This window comes from Lentzea sp. NEAU-D7, assembly GCF_026242055.1.
In the GTDB taxonomy this organism is placed as follows: Bacteria; Actinomycetota; Actinomycetes; order Mycobacteriales; family Pseudonocardiaceae; genus Lentzea.
Window position 1 is genome coordinate 74,495 of record NZ_JAPJDL010000018.1, and the last position, 21,029, is coordinate 95,523.

A 21,029-nucleotide genomic window follows, 5' to 3' on the forward strand; every position below is an offset into this window, starting at 1 on the left:
CCAAGGCACTGCGCTCGCGCTGCCCCCACTGGCAGGACAAAGGGAAAGAAACACCGCATGCAGACAAAGATGAAGACCCAGGGCGCCATCACGGCGCTGGCGACCTTCGCTGTCCTGGGCGGCCTGACGTTGAGCGCGACGCAGGCTTCAGCCGCCCCGCTGCCCGTCGTCAACATGGAAGCCACCGTCCTGGCCGCCCAGATCGATCCGCGGCGCGCCGACGACACGCTGACCCAGGGCGCCAAGGAATCCGTGCTGGCCGTAGAGCGGGCACTCCAGGCACGCAACCTGCTGGAGGCCCGCTGGGTCGACGGCTACTTCGGAACCACGACCATCAAGGCGTACGCGGCCTACCAGCGTTCGCTCGGCTACACCGGACTGGCCGCGAACGGTCTGCCCGGCGCGAGTTCGCTGGCCACGCTCGGGCAGAGCCGGTTCACCGTCTCCCACGTGATCAAGCCAGGCACGAAGGTCCAGCGTGACGGGTACGTCGTCAACACCCGCACCCAGGCGATGCTGACCGAGGCCGAACTCCTGCTGGGGCGTCGCCTCGTGCTGTCGCAGGGCTCCTACAACCCCGGCGGCGACCCGACCTCCGCGGGCACCCACGACGGCGGCGGCGTCGTGGACCTCAAGGTCGACGGCATGTCCGCCGCCACCCGCACCGCCGTCGCCCGCGCGCTGCGCCAGGTCGGCTTCGCCGCCTGGGTCCGCAGCCCGTCCCAGGGCGACTGGCCGTGGCACATCCACGCGGTGGCGATCAACGACACCGACCAGGCCACCCAGGCGCAGAACCAGGTCGGTGACTACTACCTCGGCTTCAACGGCCTCGCCAACCACCGCCCCGACGACGGTCCCCGGATTCCGATCGAGACGTGGGAGGAGTACCAGCGCACGCACTGACCAGCAGCCCCGAGCATCAACCCCTTTCCCGAAAAGGAAAACCCGTGAAAATCGCACGCACGATGCTCGCCGCCGCCGGGGCCGCACTGGCCCTGGTCGCGCCCCTCATGGCCGCCACCGCCTCGCCCGCGTTCGCCGCGAGCAGGGACGGGGACTGCGACAGCGGAGAGTTCTGCCTCTACTACAACAGCAACCAGGCCGGCTCGATCTCCGACTTCACCGGCTCGATCAGCGACTACGGCGCGACTCAGCCGTCCTGCTACGAATTCAAGGGCGCCGGCGCCGGCAAAGGCCTGTGCGTGAAGAACAACTCGGCATGAGTGCGTAACCGCACCAGCCACACGGTGCGGGTCTACTTCAACAGCGGCTACGGCGGCGCGAGCCAGGACTTCAAGCCCGGCGCCACCGGCAATCTCAACGCCACGCTGAAGAACAACAACGCCAGCCACAAGTTCCTCACCGGCCCAGAACAACTGCACCGCCTTCGCGGCCTACCGGGTCGCCAGCAGGCTCGGCGTCCCCAGCTTCAGCAACTCCTACGGCGGAACCACCTGGGGCAACGCCGGCACCTGGGACGACGCCGCCCGCCGCGTCGGCGTCACGGTCAACAAGACCCCGAAGGTCGGCGCCATCGCCGTCAACGACGTTCACCGGGTCGGTCACGTCGCCTACGTGAACGCGGTCCACGCCGACGGCTCGTTCGACGTCGAGGAGTACAACTGGAACAACCCGCTCGCCTACGGCACCCGCAAACACGTCCACGTGAGCAACGCCCAGGCCGACTTCCAGTGGATGCTCCACTTCTGACCGGTCAGTGATCCGTGCCGCCGCGAACAACTGCTCGCGGCGGCACGCGAGCGCGTCGGCGTGCATCCACATCGGCAGCTGCCCAGCACTGTCTACTTGGGACAGAACCCGCGAGGCCAACCCCAGGCATCGTGCCTGCTGTGCGGTCAGACCGTGCGAGGACGACCAGCGAACACGCCCACGACGATCTGCACGACGAGAACACCGATGAGCATGGACAGCGGTGCCGTCCAGCCTCCGGTCAGTTCGTGCAGCAGGCTGAACAGGAACGGCCCCGTCGCGGCGATCAGGTAGCCGAAGCCCTGTGCCATGCCCGAGAGCTTCGCGGTCTGCTCGCTGGTGCTCGCGCGCAGCGCGATCACCGTCAGCGCCAGCGAGAACACGCTCATGCCGAGGCCCAGCAGGACGACCCAGAGCAGCGGGGCCGCGGCGGGGGCGAGCAGCAACCCGAGCAGGCCCGCCATGCCCGTCAGGCCCAGTCCGAGGATCCACCCGCTCTGCCCGCCGCGCCGCGCGGCCATCGGCGGCACCAGCAGGCTCACCGGCAACGCGAGGAACGACAGCAGCGCCAGCAACAGGCCCGCGTCGTCGCGGCTGACGCCCGCGGACATCAGCACCTGCGGCAGCCAGCTGATCGCCACGAACGCGATCAGCGCCTGCAGCCCGAAGAACACCGTCACCGTCCAAGCCAGCGGGCTGCGCAGCAGGGACGTGCCCTTGGCGGTACTTGCGGCGCCCGGCGGCGCAGCCCCGCCCCGCCGCGCGGCGATCGACCACACGACCAGAGCGAGCACCGCGAGTCCGGCCCAGGTCGCCAATGCGGGCCGCCAGCCGTGCATCACCGTCGCGAGTGGTGGGGTGAGCGCGAAGCCCAGGACGGCGCCGAACTGCAGCGCCGCCGTGTAGACCCCGGTCATGACGCCGACCTTGGCCGGGTAGGAACTCTTGACCACCACCGGCATCAGCACCGCGACGAACGCGATGCCGGCCGCGGCGACCAGCGTGGCGCCGAGCACCACGGCCGCGCCGCCCACGGCGCGGAGCAGGATGCCCGCGGCGAGCACGGCCAGCGCCCCGGCGATCGTGGCGGCCGTGCCGACCCTGCGGGCCACCGCGGGCGCCAAGGGGCCGGCCACCGCGAAGCACAGCACCGGGATCGTGGTGAGCAGGCCCGCCCAGGTCGGTGACGCGCCGAGAGAGCCGCGCACCTGGTCGAGGACCGGGCCGACGCTGGTGATCGCCGGGCGCAGGTTCATCGCGGTGAGCACCACGGCGACGACGAGCAGCAGGCCACGCCCCGCAACCAGGTGTGCCGGCGGCCGGTCGGTCGTGGCTTGCCCGGGCTGGGCGTCAGAGACGGACATGATTCTCAGTGTTCCAGACGTCGCACTCCGTGTTCATCGATCGGTCCCGAAGTAGCGGTCACCGAAGTCGCCGATGCCGGGCAGCATGTAGGAGTTCTCGTTCAGCCGCTGCTCGATCGACGAGGTGACGAGCCGCAGCCGCGGGTGTGCGTCGCACAGGGCCGCGATGCCCTCGGGCGCGGTCAGCAGGTTGACGAACACGATGCGCTCTTCCGGCACGCCGTGGTCGAGCAGTACCTGCACGGCCATCCGCGCGGTTCCCGCCGTGGCGAGCATCGGGTCGAGCAGCAGCACGTTCCGCTCGGCGATGTCGGCGGGCAGCTTGGTGTAGTACAGGTGCGGCTGCACGGTCTCCTTGTCCCGCTGGATGAGGATCTTGCCGATCCGCACCGGCGGCAGCACGGCGCGCAGCCCCGCCTCCATGCTCTCCCCGGCGCGCACCACGGAGACCCCGCAGACGCGTTCGGCGAAGCGCAGGCCCTCGTAGACGTGGCCGACCGGGGTCCGCACCTGGTGCGGCTCGAACGGCAGCAGGTCGAGGGCGGCGTCGAGCAGCATCCGGATGATCCGGTCGGCGTGGAAGACGAACTGGTCGCGCGGGACGTCACGGTCCCGGATGATCGTGTGCAGCGCTCGCAGCAGCGGTGTCTGCGGCAGCAGATGGACGTTCTCCCGCAGGTGCGCTGGCAGGACGGGCGTCTCGGCGGTCGCGGTCATGCGTTGTCCTCCTCGGTCGGGGGTTCTTCGAACGACGGCGGGAGCGACGGGGTCGCGGTGAACTGGCCCGCGGCGGCGCGGTAGACGCTCAGGCCCCCGGTGCGCTCCCACACCCGGCGCATCACGTAGACCAGCTTCGGGTTGTGCTCCTCGTCCTCCTCGACGGCCCTGGCGACGATCCGGTCCCACTCTTCCGTCCACACCGGACTGCCGACGGTGTCCGCAGAGGACGAGAAGGCGGCGTGCAGCGCGGCGAGCTTCGTCCTGGACGGCACGGCGGTTTCGGCGGACAGCACGCAGACCAGGCCGATCCAGAACTGGCGGAGCATCTCCCTGCCGTGTTCGCCGGGCAGGCGCAGGGAGATCTGTTCCATCGCGTGCAGCGAGGTGATGAGGTGCAGCAGGACGAAGTCGCCGGGCGCGGCGAGGTACAACAACGTCACCGCGTAGTGCAGCTGCTCCCATCCGCTCGCCACGTCCTCGGTGTCGATCCAGCGCGGCGTGCGGTAGGCCAGCGGATGGCCTTCCGCGAGCATCCGCGCGATCCGGAACTGCAGGCCGGACCTGGCCAGTTCGGGGTGAATGGCCGGGTCGTCCTCTTCGAGGACGGATCGCACCCATGCGTTCATGGCGTCGCGGTCGGCGTCCCACACCTCCGCGACGCGCAGCAGCGAGTCGACGGCGGTGGCGTCGTCGGCCCGCTCGGCCAGCACCCGCTCGGGGTGGCACGAGATGAACGAGAAGGCGAGGTAGGCCAGCCCCTCCACGGTCATCCACCGGCTGCCCGCGTCCAGGCCCCAGCCGAGGTGGATGGTCGCGTGGGTGAACGAGCTCACCCAGCCCGGCAGCAGTGCCGGCAGGTAACGGCGCAGGACCTCGTCGAGCCCGTGGCGGGTCAGTTCGGCGTCGAAGAACGAGCAGTAGGCGGAGAAGTGCGCCCGCTGCCCGAGGAACTCCTGCCAGTTGGCGGCGGTGATCTCCCTGCGCTGGGGGCGTTGTGGCTCCAGCCCGTAGCCGTAGGGAGTCAGCTTCGCGTAGCCGTCGTAGTAGGCCTTGATCTTCTCCGGTGACGCGCCGAGCCCGGCCAGTGCGACCACGGCGTGCTTGGCGTGGTTGGTCAGGTGGCCGTTGAACTCGATGTGGTAGGTGCGGTCGTCGAGCAGCTCGTCGGCGACGGAAAGCTGGATCAGCTCGGTCATAGGACTGCTTCTTCCTGTGCTGTCGTGCGCACCATGACGACGACTTCGGGGAACGCGTCGGCGTACCGGTGCGGGCGGGCGGTGGCCAGTTCGGCGCGGTCGTGCACGCCGTAGGTCACGGCGATCGCGCGCATCCCGGTCGCGTGCGCCATCAGCACGTCGTGAGTGGTGTCCCCGACCATGACCGCCCGCGCGGCGGGCACGTCGAGGGCGTGCAGGATCTTCTCGCCGATCTCGGGATGCGGCTTGGGGTTGCGGACCTCGTCGGCGCCGACGACGAGTTCGAACAGGCCGGCGAGCCCCGCCGCGTCGAGCAGGGCGTCGGCGCTGCGGCGGAACTTGCTGGTGGCCACGGCGAGCGCGACACCCGCGTCCGCCAGCTCGGCGAGCCCGTCGGCAACGCCGGGGAAGACCAGCTCACGGGCGCGGGGCAGCACCAGCTTCCGGAACACCTGCTGGTAGTGCTCCACCCCGCTGGCCACCAGGGGGTCGTCGGCGGCCACCCCGAGCAGCGTGCCGAACGCCTTCTCCATCGGCATGCCGATCGTCGCCCGGATGGCTTCCGGTTGCCGCGCGGGCGAACCGAGCAGGGCGAGCACTTCCGTGAACGTCGCCACGATCGCCCTGGGCGAGTCGACCAGGGTTCCGTCGAGGTCGAACACCGCGAGCCTGGTGCCGGTCATCGCCGGCCTGCCAGCAGCCGGGCGTGCGCCGCCGCGAGCCTGCCCGCCACCTCGGCGGTGCTGGCGAGCACGGCCGCGTTCGCCGTGGCCGAACGGCCGCCGGTGGCGTGGTCAACCGCGCGCATCAGGTACTTCGTCACGGCGTTGCCGCGCACACCGTCGCGGTCCGCGGCGACGAGGGCGTCGGCGATCGCGGCGTCCACCTCGGCGCCGTCCACGGCGTCGGCCTCCCGCACGGGCGAGGTGATCAGCACGGAGCCCTGGTTGCCCAGCGCCCAGTGCATGTCGATGACGCGGGCGAGCACGTCCTCGTCGTCGATGCGCTGGGGGCTGCGGAAACCGCTGGAGCGGCAGTAGAACGCGGGGAAGTCGGCGGACTGGTAGGCGATCACGGGGACGCAGTGCGTCTCCAGGAACTCCAGCGTCAGCCCCAGATCGAGGATCTTCTTCGCCCCCGCGCAGACCACCGCCACCGACGAGCGGGTGAACTGGACGAGGTCGGAGGAGATGTCCATGGTCGTCTGCGCACCGCGGTGCACACCGCCGATGCCCGCGGAGGCGAAGAACGGGATCCCCGCCAGTTCGGCGCACACCGCGGAGGACGCGACCGTGGTGGCACCCGCGCCTCCGGTGGCGAGTGTGACCGCGAGGTCGCGGCTGCTGACCTTGGGGATGCCGGCCGTGGTGCCGAACCGTTCGATGTCCACATCGGACATTCCGACGACGATGGCGCTGTCGGCGATGCAGATCGTCGCGGGTACGGACCCGCCGGCGCGCACCGCCTTTTCCACCGCGAGGGCGGCCTCGACGTTCTGCGGGTAGGGCAGGCCGTGCGTGATGACGTTGGACTCCAGCGCCACGACCGGACGCCCCTCGGCGAGGGCGTCGGCGACCTCAGGGGCGAGCACCAGCGGCACGTCCGGTCGGCGGGGATTTCGGTTGTCAGGCATGTGGTTCGTCTCCTTCCCGGGTGGTGCCGTCAGTACTGGGGAACCTTGCACAGCAGGTCCTTGCGGTTGACGATCTCCGGCAGGTAGACGCGGTCGTTCCACACGTCCTGGTCGACGGGTTCCAGGGCGATCGAGATCACGTCCTCGTCGCAGTGGAACGCTTCGCGCACCGCGGCGGTCAGCGCGGCGACGAGCAGGCGCTGCCGGTCCTCCGTCAGTTCGACGGGGAAGTGCTTGATGTTGATGTGCGGCATGGCTGTCTCCTGTGGACGGTCATCGAACAGAGGGCGTAGCACGCCCACCAGCTCGGCGAGATCGGGATGGTCGAGCATGCTGTAGTGGTCGGCGTTCAGCCTGAGCACCACGGGTGGTCGCCTGGTGAAACCGTTGTGCGACTCCAGGAACGAGTAGTCGTCGCCACGGGCCTTGACGATCGTGACCGGTGCGCCCAGCCGCCGGCCGCGCAGTTCGGCGAAGGTGTACTCCGGTTCGAACGTGCTGCGCACGACCGCGGTGATCCGGCCGACCAGCTCGGCGTCGAGGTCGAACCGCCGTGCCACGAACGCGGCGAAACCGGCGTCGTCGTGCACGGTGCGCAGGCACTCCGGGAGGCACGGGTGGTCGATCCGGCCCGTGAAGACCGACAGCAGGATGGCCACGAACGCCGGATCGCGGTAGTCGCCCTCCACCGCGGTCGTCGGCACGCCGTCGAGGACGACCACCGGTGCGCCGGGAGCGAGCAGGACGAGGTTCTCCACGCGCTCCCCCGCCTGCTCCAGCTGGTGGGCGGCCTCGAACGCGAGCCGCGCGCCGAAGGAGTAACCCCACAGCGTGTACGGCCCATGTGGTTGGCGTGCACGGATTTCCGCGACGTCCTCGGCCGCCGCCGCGGCGACCGAGTCGTGCGCGGTCTCGCCGGGGTTCACCCCGCGGGCCTGCACGCCGTAGAACGGACGGTCCAGTCCGAGCTCGCGGGCCAGTGGCCGCAGGTTCATCGGGTAGCCGCCCAGCCCCGGCCAGCAGAACACGGGTTCCGCGGATCCCTGTGGCCGCAACGGGATCAGCCGCAACGCCGCCTGTGCTCCCCCGCGCTCGAACCGCTCGGCGAGTCCGGCGACCGTCGGTGCCTCGAACAGGGTCTGCAACGGCACCGCCGTGCCGAACTCCTTGTTCAGCCGGTTGATCAGGGTCACCGCGATGAGCGAGTTGCCGCCGAGGACGAAGAAGTCGTCGTGCACGGACACGTCGTCGCAGCGCAGCGCCGCCGACCACGCCGCGGCCACCCGCCGTTCGGCCGCCGTGCGGGGAGCGGTCAGCGGCCGGTCACCGGGACCGGCGTCGGTGCGCTCGGAGTCGAGCAACGCCCGCAGGTCGACTTTGCCGTTCGCGGTCACGGGGAGCGCGTCGAACACCACGACCTTGTTGGGCACCATGTAGTCCGGCAGCAGTTCCGCGAGGTCGTCCCGGACGATCTCGGCGGGCCCGCGCATGTGCACGGCGTCCTCGCGCATCCCTTCGCTCGCCCGCTGTTCGGGGCTGATCCGGCCGCCGACGAAGAAGTACGACGGCCCGGTGGGCAATTCGCACCGGCGCAGCACCGCGTCGATCTTGAGCGCCGAGGGCAACGGGTTGCCGGATGCCGAGCTGTATCCCGAGGACATGAACCCCAGGTGGGCGTCGTTCATCGAGATGCGTTGCATCACCCGGCCGAGATCGACGTACCGCCGCCACGGCTCGTCGGCGCGCGCGATCACGGTGACACCGAAGCGGGCGCGGTCGTAGACCTCCTGGTTGATCGCGATGACGTCGCGGCGCAGCACCAGGTCGTCGGCGATCCGCCGCAACTCGCCGCCGGTGTGCCGGTACTGCCCCGCGGACAGGTCCGCGACACCGCCGGGGTGGACCTGCACGTAGAGGTCGGCCAGGTCAGGCTCTCCGCCCTGCCACGCCACGATCTCGAACGTCGCGGTGTGGTGGTCGTCGGGCGCGCACCCGAGCGCGTCCTCGATGCCCGCGGTGAGGCCGAGCGCGCGCAGGCCGAGCCCGTGGCGGGGCAGGATTTCCTCGAACAGACCGGCCAGATGGCCCGTCTCGATCTCCAGGACCTCGTCGACGTTGTTGCGGTACACCGGTTCGACGACCGAGCGCCGCCCGACGCAGTGCACCAGGAGCCGGGCGGGACCGGCTTGCGCCAGGGGCCGGACGAGCACGAGTTCGTGATCGACCGGGTGGTAGTAGTAGTGACCGGCCGCGAGCCCGGCCACACCGCGGACCTCGAGGTAGAGCTGGACGGCGTAGAGCGCACCGGGCGCGGCGTAGCCGTACTTGGGCAGCAATCGCTCTCCGCTGTGGAACTGCCCGAACCAGCGAAGGACCTCGCCGAGCGTGCCGGCGTCCACGTCCTCGGGACGCAGGGACCCGCTGCCTGCCGGCCGCCGGTTGAGCACGTCGAGCAGGTCGGCCGCCGTGACTTCACCGCCGTCGTAGAACCGGTACGTCTTGCGGGCGAACACCTCGCGGCGCTGCGCGGCGGTCGGCTCCCGCCCGGGCAGGGCCACCCGCGGCAGGCCGGCCAGGTCGGCCTGCGGGCGCAGCCCCGGGTTGGACAGCTGAGCGCGCACCTGCAGCCGCGACGCTTTGGACTGGTGGTGCGCGCCGTGGTTGCCCTGGTCCATCAGGAACGCCTGGCGCGGGTCGAGTTCGATGCAGGCCACCAGATTCTCGAACCCGGTGCGGGCGTCGGGCTTGACGAGCACGGCGGCGGTTCTGATCCAGTCGTGCGCCTCGATCGCGAGCCTGATCTCGTCGAGCTCCACCCGGAACCCGCGCAGCTTCACCTGGTTGTCGGCGCGGCCGACGAAGTGGACGGTGCCGTCCGCGTCGGCCCGGACCAGGTCACCGGAACGAAACAGCCTGGCGGGCTCCGGCGTGAACGGATCGGGCACGAACCGCTGGGCCGTCAGGTCCGGCCTGCCGAGGTAGCCGCGGGCCAGCTGGCGGCCGCCGATGAACAGCTCGCCGATCTCGCCGGGGGACACCGGTGCGCAACGCTCGTCGAGCACGCGGAAGTACGTGCCGTGCGCGGGAATCCCGAGCGGAACCGCCGGCGGGCCGTCGAGGAGCTCCTCCCGGCTCACGACGTGGGCGGAGGCGTTGATGGTGCACTCGGTCGGCCCGTACAGGTTCACGAGCTCGGCCCACGGCACCTCCCGCAGGCACTCGTCGGCCAGTGAGCGGGTGAGCGTCTCGCCCCCGCTGCCGATCTGTCGCAACGACGTGCACTCGGTCGCCCTGCCGCCGTCGACGAGGGCCCGCAGCAACGTCGGCACGCACTGCAACGTCGTGACCCGGTGCCGCACGATCGTGTCGACGAGCCGGTCCGGGTCCCGGTGCAGGCCGGGGGTGCCCGCGACCACGGTGGCACCACAAGCGGGGGCCAGCACCTCCCACTGCGCCGCGTCGAAGCTCAGCGGCGTCTTCTGCAACACCACCGAACCGGGGCCCAGCCCGTGCACGTCGTGCAGCCAGCCGAGCTGGTTCGCCACCGCGCCGTGCTCGACCATCACCCCCTTCGGCACACCGGTGCTGCCGGAGGTGTAGATGACGTAGGCGAGGTGCTCGGGCCGCGGAGCCGCCCACTGCCGCGCGGGAACCGGTCCCGTCGTCCGCGTGATCTCCTCGACGCAGACGACCTCGATGCCCGGCGGCGCGATCGCGGCCAGCCGGGCGCGCAAGCTCCGCTGGGTGAGCACCACCCGAGGCCGGGCGTCGTGCAGCATGTAGCGGAGGCGTTCGTCCGGGTAGTCAGGCGACAACGGCACATAACCGCCACCCGCGCACACCACGGACCACACGGCCACGACGAGCTCTGCGGACGGTTCGACGAAGACGCCGACGCAGTCGTCTGGCGCCACCCCGGCCGCGTTCAACCGCGATGCCGCCGTCTTGACGCTCGCGGCCAGCTCGCGGTAGGTGAGTGAGCGGTCGTCCCCGGCCACCGCGACCCGGTCCGGGTGCGCGGCCACCGCGTCGCCGAACATCTCGGCCACACTTCGCCTGATGAAGCAGGTGGGCTCGCCAGCACCCGCAGGCACGGCGACGGCCACGTTCGTTCCCCCAGCTGCCATGTCGACATGCCCCCACATATCCATTGGCCTGCAACAAGATCGGGCTGCGCCCGCATCGAGCCGAGGTGAGACCTGAACCGACGCGCGCGCTACCGGCACCGCTGTCCGGCCGCGCGTCGATGCGCGGCACACGGTTCGTTGACCGGATCGCCCTCTTGGCACGAGCACCGGATCCATCCAGCCGTACCGCTACCCGCAGTCCGGTGACGGCGCTCGTCCAAACGGCTGGAACGTACCTGAAAGGACGGAGGAAGCAGCACAACCGAGGCCACACTCGGCGACCATGGCTCAGATCACGCCCGGTCACCGTCCACTCAGGACTCGAAGTCGACGCGCCCCCCGCCATCGCGCAAGGTTCAGCACATGACTGCGATCGGTGTGCTGGTAGGAAATCCCCGCCCGGCTTCCCGTACGCTGCGGGCGGCGCTCGCGTTGCGCGAGGCGGCTCGTCAAGTGCTCAAGGATCCCGTCGTCGGACCGACCGTCGACGCGGCGGAAATCACCCACGAGGTGTTCGACTCCACGCGGATGCGGGCGGTGCTCGACGAGCTCGCACAGTCGGACGTGCTCGTCGTGGCGACTCCGACCTACAAAGCGACCTACACCGGGTTGTTGAAGGCGGTGCTGGACCAGGCGCCACCGAACTGGTTGCGCGGCAAGGCGGTGCTGCCGTTGCAGATCGCGGCCTCCGACCGGCACGCGCTCGCGGTGGAGGTGCACCTCCGGCCGCTGCTCGTCGAGCTGGGAGGTCAGGTGCCCGGTCGCGGCATCTTCCTCAACGAGTCCGCGCTCGGTGTCGATGACGACGCTCTCACGGCCGCACTCGTGGACCTCCTCGACGCGGACGCGCTGAACGCGTCGGTGGCGTCATGATCGCCGAAGAGCTGCGGTGCGCGCTGCGGCACCACCCGCAGGCCGTCGCGATCATCACGGCAGCCGGGCCGGACGGGCCGATCGGCGTCACGGTCAGCTCCTTCTGCTCGGCGAGCATGCACCCGCCACTGGTGGTGGCGTGGATCGGCACGAAGGCGTCCGCGTGGCCGGTGCTGAGCGCGGCGCCGCTCTTCGCAGTGCACCTGCTCGGCACCGAGCAGCGCGGCCTGGCCGACCTGTTCGCCCGCAGCGGCGCTGATCGTTTCGGACCGGGCACCACGTGGAAGCCGGACGACGACGGCGTGCCGCACCTGCTCGACCCGCCGGTCCGGATGAGGTGCCGCGCCGTTGAGCGCATCGCGGTCGGCGACCACGTGGCGCTCGTCGGCGCACCGGTCGAGATCACGTCCGGGCAGGAAGTTCCGCCGCTCGTGCGGCATCAGGGACGCTGGACGTCAGTCGCCTGAGCGGTGTGCGGCGAGTCCGTCCGGGGAGACGTCACGGGCGAGACTGGGCCTGGCACGTGCTCACTGACGTCCGGGAGGCTCGCGTGACGTACTGGTCCGTCCTGCGCAGGCAGCACGTGTTCCGCGTGCTGTTCGGCAGCTGGGTCGGCAGGCTCGCGATGGCCATGGCGGCCGTCGCGATCCCGCTGGCGCTGCGCGACGCGGGTGCCGACTACGTGTTCATCGGACTGGTGTCCGGCGCCTTCGCCCTCTCGTCCGCGATCGGCTCCCCCGTGATCGGCCGCGTCGTCGACCGGGTGGGCCAGGTGCGGGTGCTCGTGCCGACCGGGCTGCTCGCGGCGACCGGATTCGTCACGATCGCACTCGCACCCGCCAACCACGTGGTGGTGCTGATCGGTGCGGTGCTGGCGGGCGCGCTCACACCTCCGCTGGAACCGTGCCTGCGCGTGCTCTGGCCGGGCCTCGTCGCCGAGGACGAGCTGGAGAAGGCCTACGCGGTCGACTCGGCCGCGCAGGAGCTGGTGTTCGTCTTCGGCCCGCTCGTGGTGTCGCTGTGCCTCGCGGTGTTCGCTCCGGTCAGCGCGCTGTGGGCGCAGGCGCTGCTCACGCTGGCGGGCGTGGCGACGTTCGCCACCGCCGCACCGGCCAGGAGGTGGGCGCCGGAGAAGACGGAGCACCGGCACTGGCTCGGCCCGCTGCGGCACCGCGGCCTGACGATCCTGCTGCTCGCCCCGGTCGGCACCGGTGTGGCGATCGGCACGCTCAACGTGCTGGTGGTGAGCTACGCCGAGCGGTTCGAGGTGTTCGGCGGCGCGCCGATGTTGCTGGCGCTGAACGCTTTCGCGGCGTTGGCCGGCGCTCTGATCTACGGCATGATCCGGTGGACGATCCAGCCGAGGACGCGGATCGTGTTCTTCGCGGCCGGGCTGCTGGTGGGATACGGGATGCTCGCGACCGTGCCGACGCCTCTGCCGATGGCCGGCCTGATGCTGCTCACGGGGTTCTTCCTGGCGCCGATGCTGGCCGCGTTGTTCGGGTTGATCAGCGACCTCGCGCCGCGCGGCACGGTCACCGAGGCGTTCGCCTGGCTGGTCACGCTCTTCGCGGCCGGAACCTCGCTCGGCGCGGCGGTGGTGGGCCCGGTGCTGGACCGCGGCGAACTGCACCTGGCGGCGGCGCACGCGGGTGCCGGTGCGTTGTTCTGTCTGGCGGTGCTCGGTGCCGGCTACCGGCTGTTCGTGCCCGCGGGTCAACCGGTCGCGGCTGACTGACGCGGCTTTGTCGCACTCGAGTCCGATGTGGAGGACGCATGGCAACGCTCGTGCTGACCGGCGCGGCAACCGTTTTCTCCGGAGATCTCGCGGCACCGCTGCTCGACGCCGACACCGTGGTCTGCCGGGACGGCATGATCCACGCGACGGGGAAGGCGAGCAGCCTGACGCACGAGATCGACGGCGCCGACGAGGTGATCGACCTGCGCGGCGGCACGATCGCGCCAGGACTGATCGACTCACACGGGCACGTGACGTTCGGGGACTACAGCCCGCGGCAGCGCGCGGTCGACTACCTCGCCGGGTACGTCCAAGGCGGCATCACGACGACGGTGTCGGCGGGCGAGGTGCACGTGCCGGGACGGCCACGCGACAGGGCCGGGGTGAAAGCGCTTGCCGTCGCCGCGCAGCGGTGCTTCAGCGAGTACCGGCCCGGCGGCATGCGGGTGCGCGCGGGCGCGGTGCTGATCGAGCCCACACTGTCCGAGGAGGACTTCCGGGAGCTCGCGGCGACCGGGGTGCGGCTCGCGAAGTACGGGTTCGGCGCGTTCACCGATCCGGTGGACGGCGTCGAGCACGTGCGCTGGGCGCGGGAGGCCGGGCTGACCGTGATGTGCCACGCGGGCGGGGCGAGTGCCGCGGGTGGGGCCTCGCTGGGAGGCGAGGCGTTGCTCGCGTTGCGGCCCGACGTGTGCGGACACGCGAACGGCGGGCCGACCGCGTTGCCGTTCACGGAGGTCGAGGCGTTGTTCGCCGAGACGGACATGGCGTTGCAGGTGGTGCAGGCGGGCAACCTCAAGGCGGCGCTGCGCATCGTGGAGCATGCGGCGTCCCGCGACGAGCTGCACCGCGTGGTGGTCGGCTCGGACACGCCGTCCGGGTTCGGTGTGATGCCGCTCGCGGTGCTGAAGACGGTGCTGGAGCTGACCGCGCTCGGCGGGCTCGAACCCGAGGTGGCGTGGTCGCTCGCGACGGGCACGGTTGCCGATGTGTGGCACCTGCCGGAAGGACGGGTGCGCCGGGGCGCGCCCGCGGATCTGCTGGGTCTCGCGGCGCCCGCTGGTTCCCAGGCGGACACGGTGGCGGAGGCCATGCGCGTCGGCGACATCCCGGCGATCACCGTCGTGGTGACCGCCGGGACGGTGCGCGCGATGCCGGGCAGGATGACGCCACGCCCGGCAGTCGCGGCCGAACTGCGCTGACACCGTCACGCGCACCGGCACCGCGCTACACCACCAGCTGACGCCAGTCGTCCCCGTCGCTCACCACGACGTTCGCCGACGAGATCTTGCGGTAGTCGACCTCGTCGCCGAGCCCGGCCGGCACCCGTCCCTCCGCCTTGTCCTTGATCGCGTCCAGCAGGAAGTGGCGTGCCCGGACGAGACCGGTGTCGCTCTTGCCGGGGTTCTCGATCGAACGGTCCACGATCGCGCCCATGCTCTCCTGCACGGCGATGTCCTGGGCGGCGAGGCCGCTGATGCCGGAGAACGACGTGCCCGCGCGCATCGCGGCGCGGTCCTGGCCCCACATGTTCTCCCGCGAGTAACCCTCGCGGAAGTTGTCCTTGTTCATGTTCTCGAGGTCCAGGCCGAACTGGTCGGCGAAGTAGTTCGGGTCGACCGGCTGGTCCTCGTTGTACCAGAGGTACCAGAAGATGGTCTGGTGGTCGTTGATCGGCACCCACGCGTGCCACAGGCGGTCACCGTTGGGAAGCTCGGGCACGATGGTGTACCACGGCATGACCATCGGCTTCACCCGCACCAGACTGTCCCCAGTGGACAGTCGGCGGATCGCCGCGTAGCGGATGCCCCAGGAGGTCTTCTCGATCTCGTCGCGTGGCGCGCGATCGTCGAGCAGATCCTTCAGCGGACCCTTCGCCGCCTCGGTCTCGTGCAACAGCGACACGTGCGCGGAGTCGATGTCCGCTTCCAGTCCCTGCACCCAGTTGCAGTCGAGGATCGCCACGATGCCGAACACGTGCGAGGAGGGCAGGTCGGTGAAGGCGAAGCGCGGGAACGGGCTCGGCTCACGACCGGTGCCGCCGGCCCACACCCAGATCACGCCGCCCGCGTCGACGACGGGGTGGTGGTTGAGCTTCACCTTGGACGCGAACCGCCCTCCGTCCTCCGGTTCGGAGGGCGTCTCGACGGTCCGGCCGTCGGTCGTGAACTTCCAGCCGTGGTAGATGCAGCGCAGCGCACAGTCCTCGTTGCGCGCCAACGCGAGCGAAGCTCCGCGATGCGGGCACGCCTCGTCGAAGCAGGCGACGGTGCCGTCGTCGCCGCGGAAGATCACGTACCGGTCGCCGAGCAGCTCGACAGCGATGGGTTCACCACCCGCGACGACGCGCTCGGACCGCATCACCGGCATCCAGTACTCGCGCAGCAGCTCGCCCATGGGCGTGCCCCTGCCGACTCGGGTCAGAGTCTCGTTCATGGACTTGGTGGCCATTGGAAAACCTCTCTCACCACAGTGGATTCTGCGCAAACATGACATCGAGGACCGTTGAACGGCAAGAACTCCGGAGACCTGTCACGCCGTCACCAGCTTTCGCATCGGCGTCTCCACGACCTGCACCGCACCGGCCTGTGTGAGCCGCGTGATCGCTTCCGCGACGCCCCGAAGCTCGTAGGTCGCTTGTGCCACCGCGGTTTCCGGGTCTCCGCCGAGCAACCACCAGCACCGCGGCAGTTCCTGCCGCACCCGGTCCCAGCAATCAGCGGGCGCCACCACGGTCAGCAGGGCGTGCTCCGTCGCTGCCCGCGCGCCCTTGAGCAGCAACGCGACCTTCTCCGCCGTAGCGCGCACGACGGGGTCCGCCTGCGTGGCGACCACCAGCTGCACCGCGCACCGCCGCACGACCACCAGCTCGCGCAGGTCGTTGTGCCGCAACGTGTCTCCGGTCTCCACGATCTCCAGCACCGCGTCCGCGAGATCTGGCACCTTCGCCTCGGTCGAACCGTGCGAGTGCACGATGCGCGCCTCCTGGCACAGTTCCTCCTCGAAGTAGCGCCGTGCGATGGCGGGGTACTCCGACGCGACGCGAACGCCCGCGGGCAGATCCGCCGCGGTCCGCGCGGGATGGTCGACCGGTACGGCGAGCACGACGCGCCAACCGGCGCTGGTGGTCTTCGAGTACTGGAACTCGTGCACCACCTCGACCTTGGCGCCGCTCTCCTCGATCCAGTCCGTGCCGGTCAGCCCGAGGTCGACGACGCCGTCCGCGACCAGACCCGGAATCTCGCGAGGTTTGCCGAACACCACCCGCTCGATGCCGGGGAAGTCGACGTGTGCCCGCAGCGCCCGCGACGCCTGCCGGTGGACGGTCAGGCCCGCCGCGTCGAACAGGCGCAGAGTCGGCTCGTGCAACGACCCCGTGGGCAGCACGAGAGTGACCATTTCCTCATCCCCCAGTGCTGATCAGGCTTTCCAGATAGACAGCGACACCGTCGGCGTCGTGGTGCGCCGTGACGTGGTCGCACGCCTCCAGCACCGCGGGGTGCGCGTTCGCCGTGGCGACCGAGACGTCCGCCCACCTCAACATCGGCAGATCCGACGGCATGTCACCAAAGGCGATCGACGGCAGCACGCGGCCGTGGCACTCGTGCAGCTCGCCGAGTCCGACGGCCTTGTGCACCCCGGCGGGCAGCACGTCGACGAAGTAGCTGCACGGCACCGCCACCGAGCACGCCGCCCCGACCAGCGCGCTGATCGCCCGCGCGAGCCGGTCGACCGGCATCTCGTCGGACTGCGCGATCAGCTTCACCGCTGGTTCGGCGACCTGCCGCAACGGCTCCGTCGCGTGCCGGTCCGCGACGCCCGGCGCGCCCACGTGGAAGCCGGGGTCGAGGTCGCAGCGGGCCAGGTGGTCGACACCGAGCCGGATTCCGGGAAACGTCTGGCGCAGCAACGAGATCAGGCTCGTCGCCCGGCGGGAGCCCAGCGTGGTCGCGCGCACCAGCTCGCCGCGCACCGGGTCGTACAGCACCGCGCCGCCCGAGCACACCAGGAAGTTCGCACCGACCTCCTGGCCGATCTCGGTCACATCCCGCAACGGCCTCGCGGTGACCAGCACGACGACACCACCGGAGGAGCGCACCTTCGTCAGCGCGCTCTTCGCCCGCTCGGTGACCAGCCGGTCGCTGGTGAGCAACGTGCCGTCGAGGTCGGTGGCGACGAAGAACATCAGACGTGCAGCAGACGGTCGATGCCGGTCACCGGGGAATCGGGCAGCAGCGCCGGGCGGAACTCCAGCTCCCCCACCACGAGATCGGCCGGCCAGTCCGCGACGATGCTCGCCACGCACGTCCCGACGGACTCGACGCTCACCTTGGTGGGCGCGTCGTCACCGTCCAGGTTCGAGATCGCGCCGGGAGCCAGCAGACACGCCCGCACGCCGTTGTTCCGCTCCTCCAGCAACAACGTCTCCACCAGCGCCTTCAGCGCGGCCTTGGTGGCGCTGTACGCGCTCCCGCCCTCGAAGTAACGCGATCCCGCGTGGCTGCCCATCACGAGGAACAGTCCGCGGGAGCGGCGCAACGCCGGCAGCACCTGCTTCACCAATCGGAACACCGACGACAGGTTGATCTCCAGCTGCCGGTCCCAGTCCTGTTCGGACATCTTCTCGATCGGGTCCAGCACGCGCTCGACCGCGTTGGCGATCACCACGTCCAGCCGTCCGGCCCGCTCCAGCACCGCCGCCACCCCGGCCGCCAGCGACTCACGACTCGCGAGGTCGCACTCCCGCTCACCCAGCCAGTCCTCGCCGGTCACGGTGCGGTTCAACGAGAACACCCGATAGCCGCGCTCGTGCAACCGCGCGGCGATGGCACGTCCGCTGCCCCGGTTCGAACCGGTGACCAGTGCGACAGGGGACTCAGAGCCCATCGAACGCCCTCTTCCACTGCTCGACGAGCTCGCCGGCGGACGCACCGCCGCGGAACAGGTCCTTGTCCAGCGGCGAGCCGTCCGGGTGCCGTAACCGCATGCAGTCCTGCGACACCTCCGAGATCAGGCTGATCTCACCGGCGGAGGAGAAACCGAAGATCACGCAGAAGTCCAGCAGCCGCAGCGGGTTCAGCCAGTCCCGCAACACGTCGTTGACCAGCAGCGCCTGCTCGCGCATCAGGTCGACCGGCAGGTCGAGCACCCGCAGGTAGTCCTCACCGATCGGCTGGTCCTCGGGGTCGACGCGGTAGTCGAACTTGACCACCGGGCGGGGCAACGGCTCACCGTCGGGGAAGAGGCCGGGGTATTTGCGTGTCGTCGAACCCGTCGCCACGTTCTTGACGATCACCTCGAACGGTGGCGCCGGCCGGTAGTCGGCGAGGTAGGTGACCGGCCCGAGACGGGCGCGGAACGCGCACTCGACACCCGCATCGGACAGTCGTGCCGCGGCTTTCTCGTAGAAGTCCAGCCGCAACGGACCGGTCTCGTCGACGAGCTCGTCCCGGGCGCGGGTGAAGCTGCGCAGGCTGGGAACCAGTTCCACGACGCACCGGTCGCCGGGCACCAGCCACAGTTTCTTGCTGCGGCCGGTGATGTCCGGCTCCCGCTCGTCCACCACACTCGCCGGCCCGGCGACGTCGGCATCGGTGTCGCGCATGCTTCCCTGCCTCCCAGGTGCTGTTCGCCGGTCCGGATCACTCTCAGCGTCCCGCGACGACCTCATCGGGGCTGAAGTAATCGGTGGCGAACTTGATCTCCGTACCCGGCCGCACCCAGCGCGGCGTCGGCTCCAGCGCGATGGTGTCCTCTCCGAGCGCGGCGGCGACCCGCCGGCCGAACTCGGGAGCCAGCGGCCAGACGGCCATGGCCAGCGTGCGCAACGCCATCAGCTCCAGCGCCGCGCACGTCCTGGCGATCCCGGAGCCGGGGGTGGCGTCCGCGCTCACCTCGGCGAAGTCCTCGGCCTGCCGGATGAACGCGCAGGCCGCCGCCACCACCGCGCGCGGCTTGAAGCGGCCGGGCAGGTAGTCCAGCGTCGCACACGACGCGAACTCCTTGATCTGACCGTAGAAGCGTTCCGCCTCGGCGTGCCAGCCTCCCGCTTCCGGGGTGAGGCCGCCGAGGTGTTCGGCCACCCGCCCGCCGACGTCGTCGAGCCGGCGCTGCCACCTGCCGATCAACTCGGCCGTCACGAACTCCGCGTAGCCCCGCGTGGTGAAGTCGCGCCGGCGCACGTCCGGCGAGGTGGCCGCGAGGTAGAGCCGCAACTGGTCGGCGTTGGCCGGGGTGACGGCCTGCCGCGCCCACACCGCGTGCTTGCGGCCGGTGGAGAACTTCTCCCCGTCGAGGAGGTAGAAGTCGTTGCACACCAGCGCTTCTGGCAGCGGCAGCGCATCGGTGAACGCGCCCAGCACCGCCGGAAACGCGAACGCTCGCAGGAACGCGTTGTCGAAGCCGAAGAACAGCACGGTGCGGGGGTTCTCCTGCCGCGCGTACGCCTCCCAGCCGTCCGCGAATCCGTCGAGCGCGGTGAGGAACCGCGCGGCCAGCTCGAACGCCGAGTACATCCGCTGCTCGGCGGGCCCCGACGCGTCCTCGACGTGGATCGGGATGCCGTGCTCGGCCGGGATGCTCACCGGCAGGTCGGGCAACGTCTTCGCGAGCACGCGCTCGGTGTAGGCGCGCAGCCTGCCGTGCATCGCCGCACCGCGCAGGTAGCCGGTGAGCTCGTCCCGCAGTGGTTCCAACGGCATGAAGTACCGGGTCAGTGGCCGTTGCGTCGCGGCGGCACCACACGTGGCGCACGACGGATCGACGAGATCGCGGTCGTCGTAGGGCAACGCGCACAACTCGCATTCGATGCCGGCCGTCTGGTTCGACGCGCAGTGCGGGCAGTGGCCGGCGACGAACGCTTCGAGCAGGAACCGCCCGCACGGTTCGCAGTAGTTCGTCGGTTCGGTGCGGCGGACGAGGACTCCCTTGTCGCGCAACGACTCGAAGACCGAGGTCGCCATCGCCGGGTAGGCGGGCTCCGACGGCCGCACGAACACGTCCCAGTCGATGCCCGCCGCCTGGAGACCTTCGATGATCGCGTCGGTGTTGCGTTCGGCGAGCTCGTGGAACGACAGGCCTTCCGCCTCCGCGGCCGCGGACACCTGGCTCTGATGGCCGACCGTGCCGAGCAGCAGGTGCGCACGTTCGCCCGCCGCCAGCAACGCACGCCGGCACGCGTCAGCGTTGAGGAACGGTCCGGACAGGTGCCCGAGGTGCAGTTCACCGTTCGGCGTGGGGAACGACGGCAGCAGCAGCACGGGGCGGCCCTGCCGTTCCACAGCCTGTTCCCGGCGTTCCGCGTGCACCGACGCGAGCGCGGACAGGTTCTCCCACCACATCGAGAAGAACGACAAGGGCCGGTCGCTGGAGAGGTTGCGCAGGGTGTGCGGCGCGAGAGGTGGCAGGTAGACGCTGTCGCCCGCGGTCAGCACGCGCTGATGGCCGTCCCAGCCGACCTCGCCGACACCGTCGAGCATCACCCAGACCTCCAGGTCGTGGTGGTTGTGCTCGGCAGTCGTCTCGCCCGGCCGCAACGTCACCCGGCGCACGTTGAACGGCACTCCCGCCGCCTCGGCCCACGCCGGGGCGGCGCTGCGCACGAAGTCCGCCCGCGCCAGGTCGGCGAGCTCGCGGGGGATCTCACTGACGATCATCAGACGGTTCCTG

General features: G+C 70.5%; 19 protein-coding genes and 1 pseudogene. 8 read left to right on the forward strand and 12 right to left on the reverse strand.

Annotated elements, in window-relative coordinates; all coding sequences use genetic code 11:
* The first annotated feature begins 57 nt into the window (after positions 1-57).
* The 4 genes and pseudogenes from ORI60_RS31035 (at position 58) to ORI60_RS44785 (ending at position 1,710) form a co-directional block, all read left to right on the forward strand.
* Positions 58-903 (forward strand): peptidoglycan-binding domain-containing protein, encoded by an 846-nt coding sequence (locus tag ORI60_RS31035; protein WP_266041550.1) that lies wholly within the window; start codon positions 58-60, stop codon positions 901-903.
* A gap of 44 nt (positions 904-947) precedes the next feature.
* The gene (locus ORI60_RS31040; RefSeq protein WP_266041551.1) at positions 948-1,223 is read left to right on the forward strand and encodes a peptidase inhibitor family I36 protein; all 276 of its coding nucleotides are present in this window, start codon (positions 948-950) and stop codon (positions 1,221-1,223) included.
* A 202-nt stretch (positions 1,224-1,425) separates the two neighbouring features.
* Positions 1,426-1,563 (forward strand): annotated as a pseudogene (locus ORI60_RS44780) (hypothetical protein); the annotation flags it as partial.
* A gap of 12 nt (positions 1,564-1,575) precedes the next feature.
* Positions 1,576-1,710 (forward strand): hypothetical protein, encoded by a 135-nt coding sequence (locus ORI60_RS44785; protein WP_416234521.1) that lies wholly within the window; start codon positions 1,576-1,578, stop codon positions 1,708-1,710.
* A gap of 146 nt (positions 1,711-1,856) precedes the next feature.
* On the opposite strand, the gene ORI60_RS31050 is transcribed toward ORI60_RS44785, so the two are convergent.
* The 6 genes from ORI60_RS31050 to ORI60_RS31075 are packed head-to-tail and all read right to left on the reverse strand — an operon-like array spanning position 1,857 to position 10,750.
* Entirely contained in the window at positions 1,857-3,074 is a 1,218-nt protein-coding gene (locus ORI60_RS31050) for an MFS transporter (protein WP_266041552.1), read from the reverse strand.
* Between the two features lie 33 nt (positions 3,075-3,107).
* A complete protein-coding gene (upp, locus tag ORI60_RS31055; RefSeq protein ID WP_266041553.1) occupies positions 3,108-3,791 on the reverse strand; it encodes a uracil phosphoribosyltransferase in 684 nt (227 codons plus the stop codon).
* A complete protein-coding gene (locus tag ORI60_RS31060; RefSeq protein ID WP_266041554.1) occupies positions 3,788-4,990 on the reverse strand; it encodes a questin oxidase family protein in 1,203 nt (400 codons plus the stop codon). The genes upp and ORI60_RS31060 overlap by 4 nt, the downstream gene beginning before the upstream one ends.
* A complete protein-coding gene (locus ORI60_RS31065; protein ID WP_266041555.1) occupies positions 4,987-5,673 on the reverse strand; it encodes an HAD family hydrolase in 687 nt (228 codons plus the stop codon). The genes ORI60_RS31060 and ORI60_RS31065 overlap by 4 nt, the downstream gene beginning before the upstream one ends.
* Positions 5,670-6,623 carry a pseudouridine-5'-phosphate glycosidase gene (locus ORI60_RS31070; protein WP_266041556.1) on the reverse strand — a complete coding sequence of 318 codons (954 nt, stop codon included), beginning with the start codon at positions 6,621-6,623 and terminating at the stop codon, positions 5,670-5,672. The genes ORI60_RS31065 and ORI60_RS31070 overlap by 4 nt, the downstream gene beginning before the upstream one ends.
* A gap of 29 nt (positions 6,624-6,652) precedes the next feature.
* On the reverse strand, positions 6,653-10,750 hold the full coding sequence (locus ORI60_RS31075) for an amino acid adenylation domain-containing protein (RefSeq protein WP_266041557.1): 4,098 nt from the start codon (positions 10,748-10,750) through the stop codon (positions 6,653-6,655).
* 363 nt (positions 10,751-11,113) lie between these two features.
* Here ORI60_RS31075 and ORI60_RS31080 point away from each other — a divergent pair, with 363 nt between their 5' ends.
* From ORI60_RS31080 to ORI60_RS31095, 4 genes are all read left to right on the forward strand, one after another.
* On the forward strand, positions 11,114-11,623 hold the full coding sequence (locus tag ORI60_RS31080) for an NADPH-dependent FMN reductase (RefSeq protein WP_266041558.1): 510 nt from the start codon (positions 11,114-11,116) through the stop codon (positions 11,621-11,623).
* Positions 11,620-12,090 (forward strand): flavin reductase family protein, encoded by a 471-nt coding sequence (locus ORI60_RS31085; protein WP_266041559.1) that lies wholly within the window; start codon positions 11,620-11,622, stop codon positions 12,088-12,090. The genes ORI60_RS31080 and ORI60_RS31085 overlap by 4 nt, the downstream gene beginning before the upstream one ends.
* Positions 12,091-12,173: 83 nt before the next feature.
* Positions 12,174-13,361 (forward strand): MFS transporter, encoded by a 1,188-nt coding sequence (locus ORI60_RS31090; protein WP_266041560.1) that lies wholly within the window; start codon positions 12,174-12,176, stop codon positions 13,359-13,361.
* A 38-nt stretch (positions 13,362-13,399) separates the two neighbouring features.
* The gene (locus tag ORI60_RS31095; protein WP_266041561.1) at positions 13,400-14,563 is read left to right on the forward strand and encodes an amidohydrolase family protein; all 1,164 of its coding nucleotides are present in this window, start codon (positions 13,400-13,402) and stop codon (positions 14,561-14,563) included.
* Between the two features lie 25 nt (positions 14,564-14,588).
* Here ORI60_RS31095 and ORI60_RS31100 read toward each other — a convergent pair whose 3' ends face one another.
* From ORI60_RS31100 to ORI60_RS31125, 6 genes are all read right to left on the reverse strand, one after another.
* Positions 14,589-15,812 (reverse strand): Rieske 2Fe-2S domain-containing protein, encoded by a 1,224-nt coding sequence (locus ORI60_RS31100; protein WP_266041562.1) that lies wholly within the window; start codon positions 15,810-15,812, stop codon positions 14,589-14,591.
* Positions 15,813-15,893: 81 nt separating this feature from the next.
* On the reverse strand, positions 15,894-16,760 hold the full coding sequence (gene hisG, locus ORI60_RS31105) for an ATP phosphoribosyltransferase (RefSeq protein WP_266041563.1): 867 nt from the start codon (positions 16,758-16,760) through the stop codon (positions 15,894-15,896).
* A 4-nt stretch (positions 16,761-16,764) separates the two neighbouring features.
* Entirely contained in the window at positions 16,765-17,547 is a 783-nt protein-coding gene (locus ORI60_RS31110) for an HAD family hydrolase (RefSeq protein ID WP_266041564.1), read from the reverse strand.
* A complete protein-coding gene (locus ORI60_RS31115) occupies positions 17,547-18,248 on the reverse strand; it encodes an SDR family oxidoreductase (RefSeq protein WP_266041565.1) in 702 nt (233 codons plus the stop codon). The genes ORI60_RS31110 and ORI60_RS31115 overlap by 1 nt, the downstream gene beginning before the upstream one ends.
* A complete protein-coding gene (locus ORI60_RS31120) occupies positions 18,238-18,966 on the reverse strand; it encodes a phosphoribosylaminoimidazolesuccinocarboxamide synthase (RefSeq protein WP_266041566.1) in 729 nt (242 codons plus the stop codon). The genes ORI60_RS31115 and ORI60_RS31120 overlap by 11 nt, the downstream gene beginning before the upstream one ends.
* A gap of 43 nt (positions 18,967-19,009) precedes the next feature.
* Positions 19,010-21,016 (reverse strand): class I tRNA ligase family protein, encoded by a 2,007-nt coding sequence (locus ORI60_RS31125; RefSeq protein WP_266041567.1) that lies wholly within the window; start codon positions 21,014-21,016, stop codon positions 19,010-19,012.
* Between the last annotated feature and the right edge of the window lie 13 nt (positions 21,017-21,029).

Coding starts and splice junctions, on each gene's coding strand:
- ORI60_RS31035 (WP_266041550.1), top strand. CDS start 58: ATGCAGACAAAGATGAAGACCCAGGGCGCCATCACGGCGCTGGCGACC.
- ORI60_RS31050 (WP_266041552.1), bottom strand. CDS start 3,074: ATGTCCGTCTCTGACGCCCAGCCCGGGCAAGCCACGACCGACCGGCCG.
- upp (WP_266041553.1), bottom strand. CDS start 3,791: ATGACCGCGACCGCCGAGACGCCCGTCCTGCCAGCGCACCTGCGGGAG.
- ORI60_RS31060 (WP_266041554.1), bottom strand. CDS start 4,990: ATGACCGAGCTGATCCAGCTTTCCGTCGCCGACGAGCTGCTCGACGAC.
- ORI60_RS31065 (WP_266041555.1), bottom strand. CDS start 5,673: ATGACCGGCACCAGGCTCGCGGTGTTCGACCTCGACGGAACCCTGGTC.
- ORI60_RS31070 (WP_266041556.1), bottom strand. CDS start 6,623: ATGCCTGACAACCGAAATCCCCGCCGACCGGACGTGCCGCTGGTGCTC.
- ORI60_RS31075 (WP_266041557.1), bottom strand. CDS start 10,750: ATGGCAGCTGGGGGAACGAACGTGGCCGTCGCCGTGCCTGCGGGTGCT.
- ORI60_RS31080 (WP_266041558.1), top strand. CDS start 11,114: ATGACTGCGATCGGTGTGCTGGTAGGAAATCCCCGCCCGGCTTCCCGT.
- ORI60_RS31085 (WP_266041559.1), top strand. CDS start 11,620: ATGATCGCCGAAGAGCTGCGGTGCGCGCTGCGGCACCACCCGCAGGCC.
- ORI60_RS31095 (WP_266041561.1), top strand. CDS start 13,400: ATGGCAACGCTCGTGCTGACCGGCGCGGCAACCGTTTTCTCCGGAGAT.
- ORI60_RS31100 (WP_266041562.1), bottom strand. CDS start 15,812: ATGGCCACCAAGTCCATGAACGAGACTCTGACCCGAGTCGGCAGGGGC.
- hisG (WP_266041563.1), bottom strand. CDS start 16,760: ATGGTCACTCTCGTGCTGCCCACGGGGTCGTTGCACGAGCCGACTCTG.
- ORI60_RS31110 (WP_266041564.1), bottom strand. CDS start 17,547: ATGTTCTTCGTCGCCACCGACCTCGACGGCACGTTGCTCACCAGCGAC.
- ORI60_RS31115 (WP_266041565.1), bottom strand. CDS start 18,248: ATGGGCTCTGAGTCCCCTGTCGCACTGGTCACCGGTTCGAACCGGGGC.
- ORI60_RS31120 (WP_266041566.1), bottom strand. CDS start 18,966: ATGCGCGACACCGATGCCGACGTCGCCGGGCCGGCGAGTGTGGTGGAC.
- ORI60_RS31125 (WP_266041567.1), bottom strand. CDS start 21,016: ATGATCGTCAGTGAGATCCCCCGCGAGCTCGCCGACCTGGCGCGGGCG.